The organism is Bathymodiolus japonicus methanotrophic gill symbiont (genome assembly GCF_019721995.1).
Lineage (GTDB): Bacteria > Pseudomonadota > Gammaproteobacteria > Methylococcales > Methylomonadaceae > Methyloprofundus.
On record NZ_BLYC01000019.1, the window covers coordinates 1 to 21,683 of the forward strand.

Below are 21,683 nucleotides of genomic sequence, written 5' to 3' on the forward strand. Positions count from 1 at the left end.
TAGAGTATTTTCAGTTTATCGCGAGAGCGGTTACAAAAGACAAAAATACTTCCGGCAAAGGGATCATGGCCAAACTGTTCCGAAACAATCAGTGACAGACCATTGATAGATTTACGCATATCAGTAACGCCGGTCGCCAAAAACACTTGATTAACAACAAGTCCGTTTATCATGAGATAGACCTAACCAGTTTCAGAAGCGGCTTTAATGATGCAAGTTCTGTACTGGCACAAATTTCCAGACTGAAGCCATTAGAATGAGTCACTTTGATAACTGATGAATCAGCAGGTACGCCTGATCCGTTCAACATGTCCTCTGCAACCAGTGTTACCGGAACCAATTGCTTGGCTTGTAACACTGGTGGAGCGAGCGAACTGAATTGCTTTTTGTAATAACTGAAGATATGCGGCTTGATATCATGGGCTTTGCAATACCCGACCTGAGTTAAACGACTGGCTTGCCATTGCGGTATATGATTTTGCATAGCCGCTTTATTTTGAGATGGACTCATAAATTCTTCCTGAGTTAATTGGAGGTATTAGTCTGCCATTTTTTATATTGGTTTAGAATGTGTACTTTAATTGACGCTTACCATGCAACTGAATATTAATAATCCTCAGCGCGGCTAAAATCGCAGCAAACACCTGATTAGAATGCACGCCGCGTGTTTTACGGGATTTATTATCGCAGTCCCAGGTAATTACACATTCTGTCAGTGCGCTGGTATGCCCCCCTTTGGGAATCCTGACTTCGTAATCCACTAGGGCAGGCAGGGTGTAATCATGTAGTTTCATTACCTTGTTAATGGCATCAATAAACGCATCAAAACCCCCATTACCACAGCCAGAAGCAATATGTTGATCGCCTTTAACATCAACCCGGATGCTTACGGTCGATTCCAGATCAAAGCCACTGGTGATAGAGCAATTCAGCAGTTTAATATGCTGATAATTTTTACTTTCCAGTACATCGGCGATGATAAAGGGTAAATCATCTGTGGTGATGGTTTGTTTGGAATCTCCCAGCTTAACAATTCTCGCCAGAACCTTTTTCTGGTTTTCTTCCGTAAGGTCTAGCTCCAGTAATTCCAGGTTCTTTTTTAGCGAGGCCTTGCCGCTCATTTTTCCCAGCGCATAGCTATGAATTCGCGAAAACCGCTCGGGCACTAACTTACTTTTATACAAGCCACCTTTTTGATCACCATCGGCGTGAATTCCTGCTGTTTGAGTAAAAACATCGGTGCCGATAATCGGCGTATTTGCTGCAACGCGCTTGCCAGAGAAGTTTTCGACGATATTACTAGTACGTACCAGATGGCTTTCGTCTATGGATAGCTCCATATTCATTTTGTCACGCAACACGACGCAGACTTGTGCCAGCGATGCATTACCCGCTCTTTCACCCAGGCAATTTACAGTACAGTGGATTGAATTAATGCCGGCGCGTACAGCGGCCATCACATTCGCAGTAGCAAGGCCATAATCATTATGCGGGTGAAAATCAAAGTTCAGTTCTGGGTAGCGGTTGCTCATATCACTGAGACTATCGAACACTTCATCGGGAGACATCACTCCTAGAGTGTCAGGCAGCATAAAATGACTAATGCCAGTACGCTGCAGGCTGTCCATTAAATCAAACACATAATTGCGGTTATCTCGATAACCGTTAGACCAGTCTTCCAGATAAACATTAACCGTCAGGCCTTTACCTAGAGCATAGTCTACAGTTTTAAGAATATCGTCTATATGTTGCTGCAGGGTTTTACCCAGTTGATCGCGGCAATGTTTTTCACTGCCCTTAGTCAGCAGATTGATCACGCTGCCACCCGATTCCAGGATCCAGTCAACACTTAAGGTATGATCAACAAAGCCTAATACTTCGACACGGCCATCAAAGCCTTCTTCACGCGCCCACTGGTTAATTCGCTTAACCCCTTGTTTTTCGCCATCGGATACTCGCGCGGAAGCGACTTCTATGCGATCTACGCCGAGAGATTGTAATAGCGCTTTTGCGATATTGAGCTTTTCATCGGGGGAATAGGATACTCCCTGTGTTTGCTCGCCATCACGCAGGGTGGTGTCCATTAACTGGATGAGTCGTGATTGTGTGGGCATATGCTTGCCTTGGTGGTGTGTGGAAGGAACTTTAGTTACGACTTAATAAGAGGGCGCTGTTAAAGCCCGTTCTAATAAATTGATATTAAAATATTCAGCACCTTGCTCTCATTCGCATGCTTGCACTTTGGGTCGCGGGGTATCGTTACCCACAAATCAAGCCAAACTCTTGTTCCCAAGCTCTGCTTGGGAATACATGGGAACACAGCTCTGCTGTGTGTTCCGGTAAGCAGAGCTTACGGCACATGCATTCCTAAGCTAGCGCTTAGGAACGAGGAAAAATGTGTGCTATATGCTGTAGGGCGTGGCTTTAAATTAAACCCAAAGCCAGGGATAAGTCTGCTTGTGCTTTGCTTCGTACTGGTCAATCAGATCAGTGTGCTGTAGTGTAAGGCCAATATCGTCCAGGCCTTTCAGTAAATTATCTTTACGTACCGGATCAACATCAAACTTAAAGCCATTGCCGGCAGGTGTGGTTAGTTGCTGGTTTTCCAGGTCAACAATAAACTTAACGCCTTCGTTAGCTGCAATCTCATCCATTAAGCTGGCTAATTGTGCTTTCGTTGCAATAATAGGCAAGATGCTGTTTTTAAAGCAGTTATTATAAAAAATATCTGCATAGCTGGTAGAGGTAATGGTATTAAAACCGTAGTCCGCAATGGCCCACGGCGCATGTTCACGCGAGGAGCCACAACCAAAGTTGTCACCTGCCACGAGTATCTTCGCACCTTTAAAAGCGGGTTTATTTAATTCAAATTCGGCATTATCGCTGCCATCATCATTAAAGCGCCAGTCGTGGAACAGCTGCTTGCCAAAGCCGGTGCGCTCAACTTTCTTTAGAAATTGCTTGGGTATAATCTGGTCAGTATCGACATTGCTGCGGTTCATTAAAGCAGCAATGCTTTCATGTTTTGTATAGGCTTGCATAATTCTTCTGCTTATTCTTTAAAGGTTACGAATGTCAACAAAGTGACCCGCTGTTGCTGCCGCTGCAGCCATCGCCGGAGAAACCAAGTGCGTTCTGCCGCCCTTACCCTGACGACCTTCAAAGTTTCTATTGGATGTGGATGCGCTACGTTGTCCAACAGTTAACTCATCGCCATTCATTGCCAGGCACATGGAGCAACCTGGATCACGCCACTCCCAGCCAGCGTCGATAAAGATTTTGTCCAGGCCTTCGTCTTCCGCCTGCTTTTTAACATGATAAGAGCCCGGTACTGCAATAGCGGTAACCTTATCGGCGACTTTCGTGCCTTGGGTGACTTCGGCAGCAATGCGGAAATCTTCGATACGTCCGTTGGTGCATGAACCGATAAAGATTAAATCAACGGGAATATCAGTAATTTTAGTATGTGCAGTCAAGCCCATATAATCCAATGCATTGGCACAGGCCTGTTGTTTAATTGCATCATCGAAATCTTCAGGAGCAGGGACGATACTAGTAATGCCGGTTACTTGCTCGGGTGAAGTGCCCCAGGTAACCTGGGGCTCAATATCTGCCGCATTTAATGTGACAACTGTATCGAATGTTGCGCCTGCATCACTCGGCAGGCTTTTCCAGTAGGCGAGTGCTTTGTCCCAGTTTTCGCCTGAAGGAGCAAATTCACGGCCTTTTAAATAAGCGTAGGTTTTTTCATCGGGAGCAACCAGTCCAGCTCTGGCTCCAGCTTCAATTGCCATATTACATAGCGTCATACGACCTTCCATAGACAGGTTGGTAATAGCGCTGCCTGCATATTCAATTACATGGCCATTACCGCCCGCAGTACCGATTTTTCCAGTAATCGCTAGCGCAATATCTTTCGCAGAGGCATATTTTGATAATTCGCCATCAATCTGAATGAGCATGGTTTTTGATTTTTGCTGCGGCAAAGTCTGCGTTGCCATCACATGCTCAACTTCAGACGTGCCAATACCAAACGCCAAGGCACCAAAAGCGCCATGCGTTGCAGTATGGCTATCGCCACAAACCACCACCATGCCGGGATGAACAAAGCCATGCTCAGGCACCACAATATGAATCACGCCATTATTCGGGTTTTTCATATCATAGAGATTTAAGCCATTTTCCTCGCAGTTATCTGCCATGGTTTCGATTTGCTTTTTCGCAATCGGGTCAGCAATCGGCAGGTCCCTGTCTTTAGTCGGTACGCAATGATCCATGGTTGCCAGAATACTATGCGGATTACGTACTTTGCGCCTGGCAAGTCGGAGGCCTTCAAATGCCTGGGGACTGGTGACCTCATGCATTAAGTGACGATCAACATATAATAGAGGAGCCTGACCTGGAACTTCAGCGACTAAGTGGCTGTCCCAGATCTTTTCGTACATGGTTTTTTTCATAGTATCATCCAAAACTTACGTTCTGCTGTAAAATATTTTAATAATGTAACCGCGCATTATCTCTTAAATAGGGTATTCATTGCAATTGCTGTTTTAGGTTTATGCAAGCGTGGTCTTCAGCCCCGTCATGGTGATACGGGGCTGAAGACCCCAACTTCCGGGTTGTATAAGTGATTTCGTGCACATTCCTGTTTGTATTTTAGGTGGCTAATGAATGACTTTAAAGGTAAGGTCTACTATAATCCGATAACAAATAAAACAGGCTAATAAATTTACAGCACTTCATAGGGTTCTGTCGCAATAATTATCAAAAGCACAGACCTCCTGGTCTTCAGGCATAACTATCCTGCTAAAGCCATAAACTGCTTATAAGCAGGAATTTTTTCCTCAGACAATTGCCCCTTTCGGATGATATGTGCCGTTTCAATTCCATCAATTGTTGCTTGGGCGGAGTGAAACGCTTTAAAGCCCATCATCGGTTTTGTTATTTTTTTGATAAAGCGATGATCCTGTTCGATGATGTTATTCAAATATTTAACTTGTAATATGTCAATCATAGTGGCAAACCCAGCGAGGATTAACAAGAGGTTAATATTGGCTAATCCTGCATAGTTAGCGCCACTTTTATCCATAACGACCTTATCAGGAAAGCCATTATTGTTAATCGTTTGTTTGAAAAATGCGGTTGCAGCCTCTTCATCACGGTGCTCAGAAAGCATGAAATCAAGCGTATCCCCGTGACTATCAACAGCTCGGTATAAAAAGGTCCACTGACCCTTAACTTTGATATACGTTTCATCCATGCGTCACGACTTATTGGTTTCTCGTTTCTGAGATTTAGCTTTTACAGCAATGGCAGGAGAATAACGGATAACCCAACGATTGAGCGTAGCATGATCCACTTCAACACCTCTTTCTTCCATAATTTCTTCAAGGTCGCGATACGAAACGCCATACCTGACATAAAAGAAAACAGCATAAAGAATGACATCTTTTGGAAAGTGAGTGCCTTTGAGGCTGAGCATGTGATCCACCTTTTATTGAAATTGATAATTATGATAGCAGATAACGTCGGGAAGGGGGATTTATGCGACAGAACCATAATTAGTCTTCATCATGAAACAATCTACCAGCATATTCTGGCGGACAAAAAGGCAGGGGGTGAACTATACAAGCATCTTCGGCATCAGAACAAAACCTATCGCAAGCGGTATGGGTCAGCCCATAATAGGACAGGAATCCCTAATAGAGTCGATATAGATGAGCGTCCTGAAGAGGTCAACAACCGTAAGCGTATAGGTGATTGGGAGGCAGATACAATCATTGGGAAAAATCACAAAGGGGCGATTGTAACGTTGGATGAGCGAGTCTCTAAATTACGGTTGGCCTTCCCTTTAGCGGGGAAAAAGGCTCAATATGTATTAGACGCAACTATTTTAATGCTTGATCCTATAAAAAGCTTTGTTAAAACAATTACTTTTGATAACGGGAAAGAGTTTACCCTGCATGAAAAAATAGCAGAAGCACTAGGTTGTGATACGTATTTTGCGACTCCCTACAGCTCTTGGGAAAGAGGGCAAAATGAGAATGCTAACGCTGAAAATCCTGGAAACGGAGCTTTAGCGAAGTGAAGATTTTTAGTCCGCGATAGCCGTAGGGCCGTTGTTTTGTCGGAGTCTGAGCGTTAGCGAAGGTGGAGACAAAATAAAAGGCCATCCGACACGGCGTCAAGTCATTTGGAGCCTATGTTCCGACCCCTTGTTGGGTCGGGACGAGGTGACGAGGACGAATCGGGGCCGCCGGAGGCATAAGTGGTCGCGTTAAGTTTTTGCTGCTTGCTTGGGCTGGGATGCCCAAAACAAGCTTTCGCAAAAATAGCGACTCCCCGATGGCTTATTAAGACAGTATTTCCCTAAAGTAATGGAGTTGATTGATGTTACGATAAAAGAGGTTTTTATAGCCGTTGATAAGCTAAATAGTCGCCCTAAAAAGTGTCTCAATTACAGAACACCTTATGAGGTATTTGAAGAGCTGACTGGGATAGATATGAAAAATTTATTGGGTTATGTACTTATGACTTGAATTCAGGAGTGATTAAAATCAAAAAGATGGAAATATTCGAGTGGTGCTACCTTCAGGTAGGTTATAGGCTGCTTTGTTTAGGTGCTTCTTCTTTCAATGGGAACACTGATGTTATTTAAAGTTACAGAAAACCTGATACTGGATTCGGTTAGTCTGTTTTCAGTTTCCTTAACTAAAACGCTGCTAGGCGTTATTCCTGCTACGCCCCCGGTTACGGATCCTATTTCGTTGACCGAATTTACCACGCCGATCGGTGCCAGTGTCTACCAGCTTATTCTGCCTATAGGTTCAGTCGTTGCAAATGGACCCAAGCTGGAGATGGAAATCTGCACGACTCTGCGTAGCGGCACCGCTTTAGGGGATATACAAACAGTTTATCTAACACCAGGCTATCAATTCGGTGACACCCCCACGGGCGTTAATGGGCCGATTTTTGATTACCCGGCTAAAGAGGTGTCGGGTAATATTGATCCCGGTGTGGAATTACTGGAAAAAACCAGTATTGCGCCCGAAGGAAAACGCCCCCCTGGTCCCAGTTTCCCCTTCGAGTATCATCTTTCGTCCAATATCGCTGACGGAGAAACACTGACAGATATCATCATTTTTGGTGTCCTGGATCCTGCTATACAGTGGACAGGAAAACCCATACAGATTATTGCAGCGAATGCCAAGGGCTGTAGTGTGGTTACCACGCCCAATATGGCACCAATATCCGGCGGAGATCTTAAAGTGCATTGTGGTTCGGTTACAGGCAGTACAGCCGATGTCGATCTGCAAGTGGTTGTCGAAGTTTATATCACCGGTATTCTGGATGAAAGCGCTGTTAACCCACAGCAGACTATCCCCAATCATGTGGAGATGATTTATGCCTATGACAATACTGTTTATGGAGATGTCGGCGATGTTGATGTGTTGGCAAAACCCTATACTCTGCAAAAACAAGGCAGCCCCAGAAATGTATTACTTGGGGAAAATGTCAGTTTTACACTGGATTTTCAATATACTGATTATCCCTTAACGGGTAATAAAACCATTAAGCTGGGAATTACCGATATTTTACCTGATGGCTTAAATTATAATCATGATAGCGCAAAAATTACCCTTAATGGAGTTGATAAAGGCGTAGTCAATCCAGTGATTACTGATAACACGCCTAATCCGGTTCAAAAAACTCTGTTCTGGGATTTACTGACCTCACAGCAACTGGCAACGGGTTCAGTAGGTAGTATTACTTTTACTGCCGAGGTTGCGAATGTTTATCATGATGGCGCCGATGTATTAGCCGGTGATAACCTGCTTAATACGGCTAGTGCCAGTTGGGAGTTAGAAAGTGGTGGCACAGGCACAGATAGCAGCAGTGATACAGTCAGCATATTTAATGCGGTATTAAGTAACTGAACTGAAGTTTCCCAATAATTATTTATGGTAAGATTGAAACTATGCTACAACTATATGAAAAAAATAGTCTTTTCATTCGTTTCAAATGCTATTGCCTAAGGGGAATTAAGTAGGGGTTTGCTATAAACATGGCAAAACCACCTAAAATAAACCTTGATACACCAGCATTGTGTATTTCAGCTACTCAATAATTGGGAAACTTCAGCTCTATAATAACTCAGCTATTTGCGGATAATCAATAAATAACTGTTGTCTAAATTGCTCAATTTCCACTTCCTGAAGGCGGTCTTTTCTAGGGATAGTCACAGGGACTTCGGCAAGCACTGACATCGGGCTGGTACTGAGAAAAATAAGCCGGTCAGCCAGGGTTATTGCTTCACGTAAATCATGGGTGACAAACAGTACTTTATGTGGTCGCTTGGTCCACAAGTCAATTAATAATTGGCGCACTAGCCGGGCGGTGGGTGGATCCAGGGACACAAAGGGCTCATCCATCAGTAATAAATCTGGGTCAGTGGCAAATGCGCGGATAATTGAAACGCGGCGGTTCATGCCTAATGACAAATGTTCAGGATAGCTATTTTTTTCATCAGCGAGCCCCATACTCTGTAGTAAAAAATCCAGGGTCTCTGGTTTTGCGCCAGCTGCCAGTTGTATATTCTCACGCACGGTACGCCAGGGGAGCAGGCGCGGATTCTGAAAAACATAGCCGACTTTGGGTTGTTTATGAATGGGTTGTAGTTCGATTGTACCTGTATACTGGGTATCCAGGTTCGCCAGGATATTTAATAAGGTGGTTTTACCGCAGCCAGAAGGACCCACCAGGCACACAAATTCATTTTTAGCCAGGGTCAGTCGCAGGTCTTTGATAACCTGTTTACTGCTGTTATCAGCCGGATTAATATATGACTTGTCACCAATATGAATAGCTAGCTGGGTCATCGGCGCCACCTTAGTGCTTTTTTGTCCAGTGGCTTGAGGATCAATAACTCGATTCCCTGAATCAGGGTCACAAAGGCAATGGTATATGCCAGAATGCTGGCGACATCGAATAACTGGAAAAATAAATGTAACTGATAGCCCATGCCATTACTGCGACCTAGCATTTCAACAACCAGGACGATTTTCCAGATTAGCGCCAGTCCAGAGCGTGTCGCGGCCATTACAAAGGGGTGTAATTGTGGCCATATAACATGGCGTAAGGTTTTACTTTTACTAAAGCGATAACACTTTGCCATATCTAAAAGTTCGCTATCTAAAGAGCGCGTGCCTTCACGGACCGTGACTATCACATTGGGCAATTTATTGATTACTACGGCAAGAATGGCCGCCGATTCTACCAGTCCAAACCAGACATAACAGAGGATAATCGTTACTAGGGCAGGGATATTTAAAAAAATCACCAGCCAGTTATCAAAAAAATAATCTAATTGCTTATGCCTCCCCAGTGCGATGCCAATAGCACAACCAAGTAGCATTGCAATGCTAAAGCTTATTAACAGTCGATAGAGTGTTTTACTTAAATGATAGGGTAATTGCCCGCTTTTGATCTCATCAATCAATACATGGGCGACCACCAGAGGTGTGGGCAGTGTGTTGGTATTTAAGTAAATGGCAAGGCCATACCAGAGTGCCAGAAACAGGCTGATGGAAAGCAATGCAAGCACCGAGGGGCGGTGGAAAAGAGACATATTAATCAAGTATTGAACGGCTTGTTAGAATGATTTTCCCACTTGGCAGGTTTATTTTGAGATTCATGAAAGACACGAAGAATTTGTATTTCGTTATTTACAATTTGATAGGGTAACGTATAAGGCAGACTGGGTATATGCCATTCCAGAATATCCTGTTCAACTTTGACAGTACTCAAATAGGGGTTTTTACTTAATAATTGCAGCGATTTTTTAATTCTTTGCGCAACTTTCTTTGCTGCTGCCGGGTTTTCTCTAGCGATATAATCTTTAATTTCGTTTAAGTCTGCTATCGCATAAGGGAGCAGGATAACCTTCATTATTATTTCAGAAATACATCAGCTGCTGGAGTCGCTAATTCATCATCTGAGCCCCAGGAATCTAGCCAGGCATCAGTAGCTGCAAGGGAGATAAACTCACATTTTTCTGCCCGCACTTTAGCTTTCTGGATGGCTTGCATTTTCCATTTATTTCTTTCTATATATTCGGCAATCGCTTTTACTGCGATTTGAGATTGCGAGCGGTGAGCAAGCAGGCTAATTTCTTTAAGGCTGCTTTTAAGCTCTTCTGGGATGCGCATGGAAAAGGCTGTCGTAGTCATTTTGAATTAAGCCGGAAAGTGTAAGACAAGTGTTTACATTGTACTTGTTTGCAAAAGAAGTTAATCGATTTTTCCAGCCTTAAGCAGACGCGTATTTAGCATATTCAGGCGCTCAGGTGTACCAATATCCATCCAGAATCCAGAGTAGAATTCTCCGCTGATACCTTGTGTTTGCATAGCGTTTTTCAACAGTGGAGCCAGTGCCGATTTTCCAGGCGGGATGCCAACAAATAAATCCGGATGATACAGACCGATGCCACTGTAGGTGTATTTTGGCGTGCCTTGCTGGCTCAACATGGATTGCGGGCTAAGCGCAAAATCACCTGCAGGATGATGTGCAGGATTATTAACTAAAACTAGATGTGCCAGGCCTACATCTTTGTTAACCAGGCTTTGAAAATGGTAGTCGCAGCTAATATCACCATTCACTACTAAAAAAGTCGAATTGCCAAGCAAAGGTAAGGCTTTTTTGATACCACCTGCATTTTCTAATCCCGTGGCACCTTCATCGGAATACTGAATATTTGCCTGATACTGCGAACCGTTGCCTAGATAGCTTTGTATTTGCTCGCCTAGATGGGCGAGATTAATAACAATATCGCTGATACCAACTTTGACCAATGCCTCTAGTGTATATTCAATCAATGGCTTACCGGCTATTTTTAATAAGGGCTTGGGTGTATGGTCAGTAAGTGGGCGCATTCTCTCGCCACGTCCTGCTGCTAGAATCATTGCCTTCATAGCGCACGCTTGCTAGCGGGGAGTACAGTCGCTACTAAAAAATCGTAAAATTCTGTTAACTCGGGGTAACGCTGGCTGATATTGATGACGTAATCCAGTGTGCGTGGAATATCGCCTAGATACACGCTCTTGCCATCGCGGATATTGAGCCGTGAGAATATGCCGACCGCCTTTAAGTGGCGGTGTATGCCCATAAGGTCAAAGTCACGCTGGAATTGAAAATAGTCACAATCAATCAGCCCAGTCTGTTTTAGTTGCTGGTAATAGGGCTGCAGGCAGTTCTGGATTTGCTCATCTGACCAGCTAATATAACAGTCTCTTAATAAAGAAACTGCATCGTAGGTCACAGGGCCGATAACGGCATCCTGGAAGTCGATAATTCCCGGGTTATTCGCGCTAAGATGCATTAAGTTGCGTGAATGGTAATCCCTATGTACGCAGACCTGTGCTTGCTGCAGTGCTGAATCAATTAAAAAAGTATAACACTGGTCGATAATGGCTTGTTGCGCGCTAGTGAGCGTTAGTTGACATTGCTGTTGTAAAAACCAGTCACTAAACAGTTGTAGTTCGGTGTTTAGCAATTCGGCTGTGTAGTACGGCAGTTCACAGTTGTGTATGTCGATATTTTTTTGCAGTGTAATCAGACTATTCAGAGCATCCTGATATAAGGCGGCGACTGTTGTATCGTTAAGCTGGTCTAACAGACACCGGGAGCCAAAATCTTCGAGCAGCAAAAAGCCCTGTTGTGGATTTTGCTGAATAATATCCGGGACATTCACCTGTGCCTGGGCAAACAACTGCGCGACTTTAATAAACGAGGCGGTATCCTCTTTGTCAGGCGGTGCATCCATGACAATATAGTGTTGCTGTTGATGCTGTACTCGAAAATAGCGTCTAAAACTGGCATCGCTGGAAGCGCTGGTAAATTGTGTTATCTTCAGGTTTAGATCATTTGTTAGCCAATGCAGTATGGCTTTTTCTCTAGCATCGCTTGCCGTTATCATTATTTTTATAAAGAGGCTGGAAAAGTAAGGTAAAATAGACGCTCGTTATTTTATGATATTTCGCCTGACCGTGTGGGCTTTATTGGAATTTTTATTTTCAGGTTTTTAGTATACATGTTGCTGCGTTTATTACTATTTTTTGTCAGTATATCAGTGATGGTATCAACAGCTGTTAGCGCGGAAGAGTCTGAGGCAGAATGTAAGACTGGCAAAACAGTACAGCAATGTGTGTCAGCAGAGGCAGAAAAACAGCTTACTGAAGGAGTCAATAATCGCTTCTGGTTTGATCCAACTTTTGATGTAGAACGCGAGCAGGTTTTTTCGCGCCTGCAGGCAGAATTTAAGCAAGACCCCTGGGCCGTCTGTACTTTAAGATTAGGCCCGCAGCCTACATTTTATGTCGATAAGCAGCAGCGCGAGAAGGCAGTGATGGATGTGTTTGCTGATGACAGTGAAATGTTTGATGTCGATCTTATTAGCTTAAGCGGCAATATCGATTTACAGCGTGCAGATCAGCATATTATGGCAAACCAGGTTGATTTTAATCAGTCTTCCAGCGTACTCGATTTATATGGCGATATTATCTACAGTGATGGAGGCATGGCGCTGCATAGTACGTCGGCGCAAGTCAATTTGCAGAATGATACGTCTTTATTACGCAATGTGTCTTTTATTATCCCGTCTTCGCCTATACGAGGCAGTGCCGAGGTTGTGTATCGCGATAGTCCGACGTTCAGCCGTTATAAAGAAGTGACTTATACTGCCTGTGAGCCGGGTAATCAGGACTGGATGCTGCATGCCTCACGGATGAAGGTGAATGATGAAACTGGACGAGTTGCTGTAAAACATGGCTGGTTAGAATTTAAGAGCGTTCCAGTGATGTATTTTCACTATGGTTCATTTCCGGTTGATGACCGCCGATTAACCGGGCTGTTAACCCCGTCTTTTGGTATATCCGGGCGTAGTGGTGTCGATATCAGATTGCCTTTTTACTGGAATATGGCGCCCAATTATGACATGACTATTGCGCCGCGATATATGACTGAGCGTGGTTTTATGTTCGGTGCAGACGTTCGTTTTTTGTGGCATCGGTCGCTGAGTGAAGTGAGTTTCGAGATTATGCCCGAAGATCAGCTAACCAAGACATTAAGGTGGGGCGGTAGCTTTCAGAATAGTACCCAGTTTACGGATAATTTGCGCATGAATATTAATGCCAATTATGTGTCTGATAGCGCGTATTTTTCTGATTTAGATGGCTCACTGGGTTTGAATAATCGTAATCGCTATCTGGAAAGCAATGCCAATATTGCGTATACATTGCCATGGATGGCATTTAGCGCGCGGGTAGACAATTACCAGAATATTGATCCGGGGGCGAGTGATAAAAATGTCCCTTACCGGCGCTTACCACAGCTAAAGCTGGATATGTTTAAGGCCTTTAATGACTTGCCTCTGGAAATGAGAATGGACAGTGAATATGTGTTTTTTCAGCGTCATTTTCCTGATGGGAAGCCGCAGGGGCAGCGGTTTAATATCAAGCCGGAGATTAGCTTTCCGTTTGTTTCTCAATCTGGATTCATTATTCCAAAATTTGCCATGCAACATACCCAGTACTGGCTGGATAATACAACGGTGCCAGGACCAACAAGCCTGAGTAAAACTTTACCCATAGTCTCATTAGACAGTGGCTTGTTTTTCGAGCGGGACTTTGCATCGTTAACGCATACTATAGAGCCGCGCTTGTTTTATTTATATGTTCCGTTTGTGGACCAGAGTGATATTCCTAATTTTGATACTTCGCTATATGATTTAAATTTTGCCCAGTTATTTCGGGATAATCAATTTAACGGGGTAGATAAAACGCAGAATGCTAATCAGTTAACCGCTGCTTTAACCACACGCCTGGTTCAAGATGGTCGTGATCGCTTAAAGGTAACCGTAGGGGAGATTTTTTATTTTGAGGACAGGAAAGTCAATCTGGTAGGCAATCAGGTACGCACCGAATTCCTATCAAATTTAATGACTGAATTAAGCAGTGAAATTACCGATGAGTTAAAGATCACTTCTGCAATGCAATGGAATTTTTCTGAAAACAGGGTGAATCGGGGTCATGCTGATTTACGCTATCGTGGCCTGACAAATAACATGATCTTTAATGTTGGTTATCGTTTCCAGCAGCGGCAGATTGAGTTTGGTCGGTTTGCCCAGAATCAGGTAGTTGCCTCGGCTATGATTCCCATTTATGATGGCTGGAGCGCTATCGGCTTATACCGTTATTCGATACTGGATAAGAAAAATCTGGAGTATTTTGTTGGCATAGAAAAAGACAGTTGTTGTTGGCGCTTTAGAGTTATTTATAGGCAATTTTTACTAACCTCGGCGGGAAGTATCATTGGTGAAGCAGAGCCGCAAAACTCAATATTTTTTCAAATAGAATTAAAAGGGTTTACAAGTCTGGGCGACAAAGTCGATGACTTCTTGCTGAAAAATATAGCGGGATATAGAAAACCACAATATTAAAATGATGAGAAAAAGAATAACACAGAGCATAGCTATATTAGCGTTGATCATAGCGAGTTTTCAATTGCCTGCGGTTGAATACTTGGACGGCATTGTGGCGGTTGTTGAAGATGATATTATTCTGGAAAGTGAGTTAGCTGAGGAAGTTGCGGGAGTGGCCAGCAAATTAAAAGCGAATAATGTCCAGATGCCACCTGATCATATCTTGTATAAACAAGTGCTGGAGCGTTTAATAATTGGTAAGTTGCAAAGCCAGTTAGCAGAGAAAGCTGGTGTTAAAGTGACAGATGAAATGCTGGAAAGCTCAATGAGCGGTATTGCACGGCAAAATGGCATGGACTTAGCCAGCTTTAAGCAGGAGATACAGGAACAGGGAATGAGTTATGCAACGTTTAAAGAAAGTGTGCGCAAGGAAATTGTTATTAATCAGTTACGTAACCACGAAATCGGCAGCAGGGTAAAAGTCTCTGAGCAAGAAATTGATCACTATATGGAAACTGAAATCAGCTCTGCAGACCGGCGCGTAAAATATTTCCTGGGACATATATTAATTTCAGTGCCTGAAGGTGCATCTGCTACAACTATACAGACTGAAGAAGCCGAAGCTTTATCGGTTGTTAAACAGCTACGCGAGGGTGCTGATTTTAAGCAGATGGCTATCAGCGTTTCAGATGGCACAAATGCATTACAGGGTGGTGAACTAGGCTGGCGAACCTTAAGTCAGTTACCAACGCTGTTTGTTGATGTGGTCAAGACCATGAGCAAGGGCGATATTGCTGACCCTGTGCGTAGCCCCGGGGGGGTTCATATTCTTAAATTAATCGATAGTACTGGTGTCGTTTCATATATGGTTACCGAAACTCAAGTGCGACATATTCTTATTAAAACCAATGAATTAATTAATGATGAAGACGCGCAAAAGCGTCTGCTAGCCATCTCTGGGCGTATTGCCGATGGAGATGATTTTGCGGCATTGGCTAAAGCAAATTCTGATGATACCGGGCCTGCATTAAACGGTGGGGAATTAGGCTGGGTGACTCCTGGATTGTTGGTTCCGCCGTTTGAGAAAGCCATGAGCGAGCTGGAAATTAATGAAATAAGTGAGCCAGTACAAACTCAGTTTGGCTGGCATATAATTCAGGTATTAGGCCGACGTACAAAAGATAATAAGGAACAGCAAGAGCGTAATCAGGTGCGCGATGAAATCCGCAAGCGCAAGATAGAAGAAGAAACCGAGTTATGGCTAAGGCGCTTACGTGACGAAGCCTATGTTGATATCCGCCTAGAGGCCTTAAATGAATAACAGGAAGAATGCTGGCGTAGCAATAGCAAAGCAGTCTAGCCTGGAAAGGCAACTCAAAACAGTGATTGCCAAGGAAGACCTGACAGCAAATAAGGCGTTGATCGAAGTCAGTGCCCGGCATTTAAAATTAGACTACCTGGATCTGGCCGCCGCCTTATTATTTATTAATGATCCGCAGCCAAAACTCAGCGAACTGACAAGTAGTAAATTTTCTGTGGAAAAGCAGAAAGCACATGAGTTATTGCATGCGGAAATGGTGCGATATCGTATTGAAGTGGGGCGAATTCATAAAGCCAGCGTTAAACTAATCAAAGATATTCTGGTTGAAGAGGCGGGGGTCGAGCGCAACAAAATTGGCTATGTTGATATTTTTGAGCATTACACAGTCTTGAGTTTGCCGCCAGGCATGCCGGTAGAAATATTGCAGACTTTTAAGGATGTGGAAATAAACCAGCAGGCTCTGGATATTAAGCGCCTCAGTGGTACAGGTAAAAAATTTCAGCCAGATAAACATTTTCGCCGAGGTACGCGCAGGCATTTTCTGGCGGCCAATAAAAAGAAAGTTGGCCAGTCTTAAGCATGAATGAGTGCTAGCCATCTTATGATATTCTGGCGCGTGGATTCCTGTGTTCTCAACCCTTATACAAAACATCTAAAAGTATGAATGAAATTCAGTTTGTTGATTCTGTAGCCGAGCTACAAGACCTTTGCCAGAAAATGCAGCAGGAGCCGTGGCTTGCGATTGATACCGAATTTCTGCGGGAGAAAACCTATTATCCGAAGTTTTGTCTGTTGCAGGTTGCAACACTAGAGTGGGTGGCATGTGTTGATCCTATTGCCCTTGAAGGTGAGTTGGAGGAGCTATTTGCTATTATCAATGACCCTGCGATTATCAAGGTATTGCATTCATGTCGGCAAGACGTAGAAATTTTTTACCAACTCAGTGGGAAATTACCGGCACCGGTTTATGATACGCAGCTAGTTGCACCGCTATTGGGTTTTCAGGAAAATACCGGGTATGCCATGCTGGTGTCCGGATTTTTGAATATCAATCTTAGCAAAATACATACACGTACCGACTGGAGCCAGCGGCCTTTATCTCCAGAGCAGCTAAAATATGCGGCAGATGATGTGATCTACCTAGCTAAAATTTACCAGATGATGCAGGAAAAATTGCAGGCACTAGGGCGCGAAGACTGGTTAAAAGAGGACTTCGAGCAGTTAATGAATGAGGACTTGTACGATATCCCGCCTGAAAATGCCTGGTTAAAAATACGTGGAAAAAATAAATTAACTGGCAAGCAACTGGCGATCGTACAGGTATTAGCTGAATGGCGCGAGCAGCTTGCTAAAAAGGATAACAGGCCGAAGAACTGGGTGTTACGCGATGAGCTTATTCTGGATATGGCAAAATTACAGCCGCTAAATTTAAAGGCACTGTCTGATATACGCGGTATGAATGATGGCTTTGTGCGGCGCTATGGTAAACAGGTCTGTGAGCTGATTGACAATGCGCGGGGCTTGCCCGGCTTGAAATTAAAAAACAAGGCGAATAACAAAAAAAAACCAGGGCAGGAAGCTGTACTGGATATTCTAACCGGGGTAGTGCGCTTACGAGCCGATGAAAATTCATTAAACCCGGTGATTCTGGCCACGCGCAAAGATCTGGAGAAATTATTACTCGATGAGCAGCAAAGTTCATTACTGCACGGATGGCGCTTCAGTATGGTAGGTCAAGAACTGCAGCAACTATTGCAGGGAGCGCTGTCGGTATCTGTGGATAAAAAGAACCTGCGAGTTCAGTAATACGAGCCTGCGCAGCATCGTTTTGGGGTGTAGGCTTTAGCCTACACGGAAAACTTCGACAACTCGCTTGTCATTATGCCCGTCTTCTGCGTTGTAGAAATAGTTGCGTAGCCAGCTATGCGCCTGTTGCCACCTTGGATACGAACATAAATCCTGCGCCAGCGTATCGGGGAGTCGCTATTTTTGCGAAAGCTTGTTTTGGGCATCCCAGCCCAAGCAAGCAGCAAAAACTTAACGCGACCACTTATGCCTCCGGCGGCCCCGATTCGTCCTCGTCACCTCGTCCCGACCCAACAAGGGGTCGGAACATAGGCTCCAAATGACTTGACGCCCGCTGTCAGCCCCGGACGGGCTGATAGTCTCCAGAAGGCGCAGGGAAATTTGCCAATCCGAAGTGCGCGATAGCGCGCGAGGGAGGCTAAAATTTTATCCCGAATAGCCGTAGAGCCATTTGTGGTAGCCATGACTGAGCTGCTTTGTGCTCAGTCTGTGGCGGACGCAGGGCGGCTGGAGCATCTCCTATTCGCTGCGTAGGTGAACGAATTACGGCGACAGGAGTCCCGGAATTTCGTGAGGTAGCATGGCGCGCCTGGTGTCGGATGGCCTTTTATTTTGTCTCCACCTTCGCTAACGCTCAGACTCCGACAAAATAACGGCCCTACGGCTATCGCGGACTAAAAATCATCACTTCGCTTAGGCTCCGTTTCCCTGATTTTCAGCGGCGGTGTGCAAAGCTTATTTCATGCCCATTCCTTAGGGAACTATTAATACGCTCTAATGCCTAGCTGGAGTAAAGTGTTTTTTTAGATTGCTGAGAGTAATGAATGCCGAATTTATAACCCCTAATCGCGTGAGTTGCGGGGGAATAGGCGCATCAGCATCACCGTGCATTTGATAGGTGATATGAATAGTGTGATTGTCTGAGACAAACTTAAATCGCCAGTAGCCATCAGAATAGCGCATTTGTACCGTGTCTTCTGGCTCGGGTAATTGTGCTTGAATAGCTTTCGGCAGGAGTGAGCGCTGTATATTGCTGAGCTCTATAGTGTAACTGTTTGTTTGCTGATCAAAATAGGCTGATGATTTCATGACTGTATAGCGATTCCTGAATGGCCAGGGTAAATTGCTTAGCTTATAGATATAGTTATCACTTAAATTAAGCATTTTCATACATTTATAGCGCCAGCTAGCGCAGTTATCGCCATTATTAATAAAGGCTAATAGCTCGTCTATATTGGCAGTGATGCTCATTTCGCCCCTATATTCCGGATAATCCGAGTAAGCGAGTTCACGCGTGTAGACGCTAATACCATTTTCCTGTTTTGCCAGTTTCCAGCCAGGCTCCTTGTCCAATGCAATAGCCGGGTCTGACACAAAATAGAATAATAATAGTGATACTTTTAGAAAAAACATGGCGATGAATGACTCTAGAAAAATGCTTGATGTGGGTAATATATTAGCAGATACTCCAGCGCAATTGCCTGAGGAATTAACGACTGCTTTACTGCAGAATGATAAGGTGCAAATACAAAGAATTGTCTCACGGGGTCATGCAAGTAGGGAGGGTGAGTGGTATGATCAGGCGCAGGATGAATGGGTCATATTATTACGTGGTAAGGCGGTGCTGGAATTTGCCGGACAAACGGCATTAACAACACTTGTGGAAGGTGATTACTTGCTGATTCCGGCACATTGCAGACACCGGGTGCACTGGACTGATCCAGATATTGACAGTATCTGGCTGGCGGTACATTTCTAAGCATGTGTATTGCAGATATGATAATTAACAATAGAAAAATATGAAAACACCAAAAATTGGTTTTATAAGCCTTGGCTGCCCAAAGGCATTGGTAGATAGCGAGCGCATTCTGACCAAGTTACGTTCTGAAGGTTATGAAGTTGCGCCTAGTTATGATGGCGCGGATATGGTGGTGGTTAACACCTGTGGCTTTATAGATTCAGCGGTAGAAGAGTCACTCGATAGTATAGGCGAGGCGATTGCAGAAAATGGCAAGGTCATCGTTACCGGCTGCCTAGGGGTGCGTGCAGATGAGATTTTGCAACGCCATCCGCAGGTACTTGAAATCACCGGTGCACATGCTTTAGAAGAAGTGGTTAGTGCAGTACATAAACATTTACCGCCTTTGCATGATCCCTATACCAGTCTAGTTCCGCCGCAAGGCATTAAGCTGACCCCCAAACATTACGCTTATTTAAAAATATCCGAGGGTTGTAATCATCGCTGTACTTTCTGCATTATTCCATCCATGCGCGGTGATTTAGTCAGTCGTCCGGTTAATGAGGTGTTATTAGAAGCCAAGCGCCTGGCAGATGCCGGGGTTAAAGAATTATTAGTGGTTTCCCAGGATACCAGCGCCTATGGGCTGGATATAAAATATCAGGCTTATGACTGGCAGGGCAAAGAAGTTCGTACACGCTTTTATGATATGGCTGAAGCGCTAGGTGAACTAGGCGTATGGGTGCGTATGCATTATGTTTACCCCTATCCGCATGTAGATGAAGTAGTACCGTTAATGGCGGCAGGGAAGATTTTGCCATATCTGGATATTCCTTTTCAGCATGCGAATCCGCGTATTTTAAAACTTATGAAACGTCCCGCCGCCGCAGAAAATAACCTGACTCGAATCAAAGCTTGGCGTGCCGTTTGCCCGGATATTATCTTGCGCAGTACTTTTATCGTGGGTTTTCCCGGAGAAACTGAAGCGGAATTTCAAGAATTGCTAGACTTTTTGACAGCAGCCCAGTTAGACCGCGTGGGTTGTTTTGCCTATTCGCCAGTAAAAGGCGCAGTGGCGAATGATTTGCCTGACGCTGTCCCGGAGGAAATTAAGCAGGAGCGATTAGCCAGATTTATGGCGCATCAGGCTGAGATTAGTGCAGCAAGATTGCAGCAACGCTTAGGCAGAATCGAACAAGTTATTATTGACGAAGTAGTCGAGGAAGGTGCTGTTGCCCGAAGTAAAGCGGATGCGCCTGAAATTGATGGTCAGGTTTATATTGATGGCGCGACACATCTAAAAGTGGGAGATCTGGTCAATGTTGAAATAGAAGAAGTAGATGAGCATGATATGTGGGGACGCTTGCTGGATTAAAGGCTGGTTGAACACGGACTAAACGAAATAGTTAGAGTTGTTGATTTTCGTTTTATTGGCTTAGGACATCAATTACTCCGCCCCCTTTGATTTGTTGACTGAGACAAAAACTTGTTATGAATTTGGTCAAATTTGTACTTAGGAACTGCACGAAATAAAATCTACAACAAGTATCGGGGAGTCGCTATTTTTGCGAAAGCTTGTTTTGGGCATCCCAGCCCAAGCAAGCAGCAAAAACTTAACGCGACCACTTATGCCTCCGGCGGCCCCGATTCGTCCTCGTCACCTCGTCCCGACCCAACAAGGGGTCGGAACATAGGCTCCAAATGACTTGACGCCGTGTCGGATGGCCTTTTATTTTGTCTCCACCTTCGCTAACGCTCAGACTCCGACAAAACAACGGCCCTACGGCTATCGCGGACTAAAAATCCCGCTTCCAAGTTGACTAATTTTTTTCGTGCACATTCCTTAGTAAGCCCTAGAAATTTAAATAATACTTGAAAAGCCCATGAAAAGGTCTATATTTAGATCTATTGAAAGATCTTCTTATTGATTTATTGGAATTATTATGAGCACTGTATCAAGAGTAATGGCTAGTATGTCTGCCAGTATAACTGATTTTAAAGCGAACCCTAACGCTGTAATTGAGCAGTCAGAAGGAGAAGCTATCGCTGAAAATCATGGAAACGGAGCTTAGCGAAGTGGTGATTTTTAGTCCCTGATAGGCGACAGGGCAATTCGCTGATTCGACGTGTGCTAGCAGCACGCGAGAGGAGCAAGAATTGCATTCCGAATAGCCGTCCAGCCAGTGAGGTAGTAATGACGAAGCGGCTTTTGTGCGTAGTCGTTGCGGACGCAGGGCGTTCAGGGCATCTCCCATCCGCTGCGTAGGTGAACGAATTATGGCGACAGGAGTCCCGGAATTTCGTGAGGTAGCATGGCGCGCCTGAAGCAAGTATACCCTGGG

26 protein-coding genes and 2 pseudogenes are annotated in these 21,683 nt (G+C 44.3%); 11 read left to right on the top strand and 17 right to left on the bottom strand.

Annotated features, from left to right (window positions below; genetic code table 11):
- From tnpB to K6984_RS19630, 6 genes and pseudogenes are all read right to left on the bottom strand, one after another.
- Nucleotides 1-173, bottom strand: a 173-nt coding sequence (gene tnpB / locus K6984_RS36405; RefSeq protein WP_221897116.1) for an IS66 family insertion sequence element accessory protein TnpB, incomplete at its 3' end; no start/stop codon positions are given.
- Nucleotides 170-511: an IS66 family insertion sequence element accessory protein TnpA gene (gene tnpA, locus K6984_RS19610; protein WP_221893783.1), complete on the bottom strand. Its 342-nt coding sequence runs from the start codon at nucleotides 509-511 to the stop codon at nucleotides 170-172. The genes tnpA and tnpB, both read right to left, overlap by 4 nt.
- Before the next feature lie 52 nt (nucleotides 512-563).
- Nucleotides 564-2,114 (bottom strand): alpha-isopropylmalate synthase regulatory domain-containing protein, encoded by a 1,551-nt coding sequence (locus tag K6984_RS19615; RefSeq protein ID WP_221897052.1) that lies wholly within the window; start codon nucleotides 2,112-2,114, stop codon nucleotides 564-566.
- Between the two features lie 315 nt (nucleotides 2,115-2,429).
- Nucleotides 2,430-3,041 carry a 3-isopropylmalate dehydratase small subunit gene (gene leuD, locus K6984_RS19620; protein WP_221897053.1) on the bottom strand — a complete coding sequence of 204 codons (612 nt, stop codon included), beginning with the start codon at nucleotides 3,039-3,041 and terminating at the stop codon, nucleotides 2,430-2,432.
- Between the two features lie 18 nt (nucleotides 3,042-3,059).
- Nucleotides 3,060-4,457, bottom strand: a complete 1,398-nt coding sequence (leuC, locus tag K6984_RS19625) for a 3-isopropylmalate dehydratase large subunit (protein WP_221897117.1) — start codon at nucleotides 4,455-4,457, stop codon at nucleotides 3,060-3,062.
- A gap of 341 nt (nucleotides 4,458-4,798) precedes the next feature.
- Nucleotides 4,799-5,482: pseudogene (locus K6984_RS19630) on the bottom strand (IS6 family transposase).
- A 78-nt stretch (nucleotides 5,483-5,560) separates the two neighbouring features.
- Here K6984_RS19630 and K6984_RS19635 point away from each other — a divergent pair.
- Nucleotides 5,561-6,052: pseudogene (locus tag K6984_RS19635) on the top strand (IS30 family transposase); the annotation flags it as partial.
- Here K6984_RS19635 and K6984_RS34225 read toward each other — a convergent pair.
- Both K6984_RS34225 and K6984_RS34230 read right to left on the bottom strand, forming a co-directional pair.
- Entirely contained in the window at nucleotides 6,048-6,173 is a 126-nt protein-coding gene (locus K6984_RS34225) for a hypothetical protein (RefSeq protein WP_263458618.1), read from the bottom strand. The pseudogene K6984_RS19635 and the gene K6984_RS34225 sit on opposite strands and share 5 nt — an antisense overlap.
- Nucleotides 6,174-6,200: 27 nt before the next feature.
- Nucleotides 6,201-6,329, bottom strand: coding sequence for a hypothetical protein (locus K6984_RS34230; protein WP_263458596.1), 129 nt, complete (start codon nucleotides 6,327-6,329; stop codon nucleotides 6,201-6,203).
- Between the two features lie 306 nt (nucleotides 6,330-6,635).
- Between K6984_RS34230 and K6984_RS19640 the strand changes: the two genes are divergently transcribed.
- Nucleotides 6,636-7,937 (top strand): hypothetical protein, encoded by a 1,302-nt coding sequence (locus tag K6984_RS19640; protein ID WP_221897055.1) that lies wholly within the window; start codon nucleotides 6,636-6,638, stop codon nucleotides 7,935-7,937.
- 207 nt (nucleotides 7,938-8,144) lie between these two features.
- Here K6984_RS19640 and K6984_RS19645 read toward each other — a convergent pair whose 3' ends face one another.
- Genes K6984_RS19645 through K6984_RS19670 form a run of 6 tightly spaced genes read right to left on the bottom strand, consistent with a single transcriptional unit; the run spans nucleotide 8,145 to nucleotide 11,974 of the window.
- Nucleotides 8,145-8,879, bottom strand: coding sequence for an ABC transporter ATP-binding protein (locus K6984_RS19645; RefSeq protein WP_221897119.1), 735 nt, complete (start codon nucleotides 8,877-8,879; stop codon nucleotides 8,145-8,147).
- Nucleotides 8,876-9,628 (bottom strand): ABC transporter permease, encoded by a 753-nt coding sequence (locus tag K6984_RS19650; protein ID WP_221897118.1) that lies wholly within the window; start codon nucleotides 9,626-9,628, stop codon nucleotides 8,876-8,878. The genes K6984_RS19645 and K6984_RS19650 overlap by 4 nt, the downstream gene beginning before the upstream one ends.
- Before the next feature lie 5 nt (nucleotides 9,629-9,633).
- Nucleotides 9,634-9,948: a type II toxin-antitoxin system RelE/ParE family toxin gene (locus K6984_RS19655; RefSeq protein ID WP_221897056.1), complete on the bottom strand. Its 315-nt coding sequence runs from the start codon at nucleotides 9,946-9,948 to the stop codon at nucleotides 9,634-9,636.
- A 2-nt stretch (nucleotides 9,949-9,950) separates the two neighbouring features.
- The gene (locus K6984_RS19660) at nucleotides 9,951-10,229 is read right to left on the bottom strand and encodes a CopG family ribbon-helix-helix protein (protein ID WP_221897057.1); all 279 of its coding nucleotides are present in this window, start codon (nucleotides 10,227-10,229) and stop codon (nucleotides 9,951-9,953) included.
- A gap of 60 nt (nucleotides 10,230-10,289) precedes the next feature.
- Nucleotides 10,290-10,970, bottom strand: coding sequence for an N-acetylmuramate alpha-1-phosphate uridylyltransferase MurU (murU, locus tag K6984_RS19665; protein WP_221897058.1), 681 nt, complete (start codon nucleotides 10,968-10,970; stop codon nucleotides 10,290-10,292).
- Entirely contained in the window at nucleotides 10,967-11,974 is a 1,008-nt protein-coding gene (locus K6984_RS19670) for an aminoglycoside phosphotransferase family protein (RefSeq protein WP_221897059.1), read from the bottom strand. The genes murU and K6984_RS19670 overlap by 4 nt, the downstream gene beginning before the upstream one ends.
- 72 nt (nucleotides 11,975-12,046) lie before the next feature.
- Here K6984_RS19670 and K6984_RS19675 point away from each other — a divergent pair, with 72 nt between their 5' ends.
- The 5 genes from K6984_RS19675 (at nucleotide 12,047) to K6984_RS34235 (ending at nucleotide 17,915) form a co-directional block, all read left to right on the top strand.
- Entirely contained in the window at nucleotides 12,047-14,494 is a 2,448-nt protein-coding gene (locus K6984_RS19675; protein WP_221897060.1) for an LPS-assembly protein LptD, read from the top strand.
- A 4-nt stretch (nucleotides 14,495-14,498) separates the two neighbouring features.
- On the top strand, nucleotides 14,499-15,797 hold the full coding sequence (locus K6984_RS19680; protein WP_230988209.1) for a peptidylprolyl isomerase: 1,299 nt from the start codon (nucleotides 14,499-14,501) through the stop codon (nucleotides 15,795-15,797).
- Nucleotides 15,790-16,374, top strand: a complete 585-nt coding sequence (locus K6984_RS19685) for a DbpA RNA binding domain-containing protein (protein ID WP_221897062.1) — start codon at nucleotides 15,790-15,792, stop codon at nucleotides 16,372-16,374. Before K6984_RS19680 ends, K6984_RS19685 begins: the two co-directional genes overlap by 8 nt.
- 83 nt (nucleotides 16,375-16,457) lie before the next feature.
- Nucleotides 16,458-17,603: a ribonuclease D gene (rnd, locus tag K6984_RS19690; RefSeq protein WP_221897063.1), complete on the top strand. Its 1,146-nt coding sequence runs from the start codon at nucleotides 16,458-16,460 to the stop codon at nucleotides 17,601-17,603.
- Nucleotides 17,604-17,786: 183 nt separating this feature from the next.
- A complete protein-coding gene (locus K6984_RS34235; RefSeq protein WP_263458596.1) occupies nucleotides 17,787-17,915 on the top strand; it encodes a hypothetical protein in 129 nt (42 codons plus the stop codon).
- Here K6984_RS34235 and K6984_RS19695 read toward each other — a convergent pair.
- The gene (locus tag K6984_RS19695) at nucleotides 17,879-18,067 is read right to left on the bottom strand and encodes a hypothetical protein (protein WP_221897064.1); all 189 of its coding nucleotides are present in this window, start codon (nucleotides 18,065-18,067) and stop codon (nucleotides 17,879-17,881) included. The two genes, K6984_RS34235 and K6984_RS19695, sit on opposite strands and share 37 nt — an antisense overlap.
- 12 nt (nucleotides 18,068-18,079) lie before the next feature.
- Between K6984_RS19695 and K6984_RS19700 the strand changes: the two genes are divergently transcribed.
- On the top strand, nucleotides 18,080-18,256 hold the full coding sequence (locus K6984_RS19700) for a hypothetical protein (protein WP_221897065.1): 177 nt from the start codon (nucleotides 18,080-18,082) through the stop codon (nucleotides 18,254-18,256).
- 121 nt (nucleotides 18,257-18,377) lie between these two features.
- On the opposite strand, the gene K6984_RS19705 is transcribed toward K6984_RS19700, so the two are convergent.
- Entirely contained in the window at nucleotides 18,378-18,854 is a 477-nt protein-coding gene (locus K6984_RS19705; protein ID WP_221897066.1) for an SRPBCC family protein, read from the bottom strand.
- A 160-nt stretch (nucleotides 18,855-19,014) separates the two neighbouring features.
- Between K6984_RS19705 and K6984_RS19710 the strand changes: the two genes are divergently transcribed.
- The 3 genes from K6984_RS19710 to K6984_RS34240 all read left to right on the top strand — a co-directional run bounded on the left by K6984_RS19710 (nucleotide 19,015) and on the right by K6984_RS34240 (nucleotide 21,035).
- Nucleotides 19,015-19,362, top strand: a complete 348-nt coding sequence (locus K6984_RS19710) for a cupin domain-containing protein (RefSeq protein WP_230988199.1) — start codon at nucleotides 19,015-19,017, stop codon at nucleotides 19,360-19,362.
- A gap of 40 nt (nucleotides 19,363-19,402) precedes the next feature.
- Entirely contained in the window at nucleotides 19,403-20,716 is a 1,314-nt protein-coding gene (gene rimO / locus K6984_RS19715) for a 30S ribosomal protein S12 methylthiotransferase RimO (RefSeq protein WP_221897067.1), read from the top strand.
- 190 nt (nucleotides 20,717-20,906) lie between these two features.
- Nucleotides 20,907-21,035, top strand: a complete 129-nt coding sequence (locus K6984_RS34240; RefSeq protein ID WP_263458596.1) for a hypothetical protein — start codon at nucleotides 20,907-20,909, stop codon at nucleotides 21,033-21,035.
- A 333-nt stretch (nucleotides 21,036-21,368) separates the two neighbouring features.
- On the opposite strand, the gene K6984_RS19720 is transcribed toward K6984_RS34240, so the two are convergent.
- A complete protein-coding gene (locus K6984_RS19720) occupies nucleotides 21,369-21,596 on the bottom strand; it encodes a hypothetical protein (RefSeq protein WP_221897068.1) in 228 nt (75 codons plus the stop codon).
- Nucleotides 21,597-21,683: the final 87 nt, after the last annotated feature.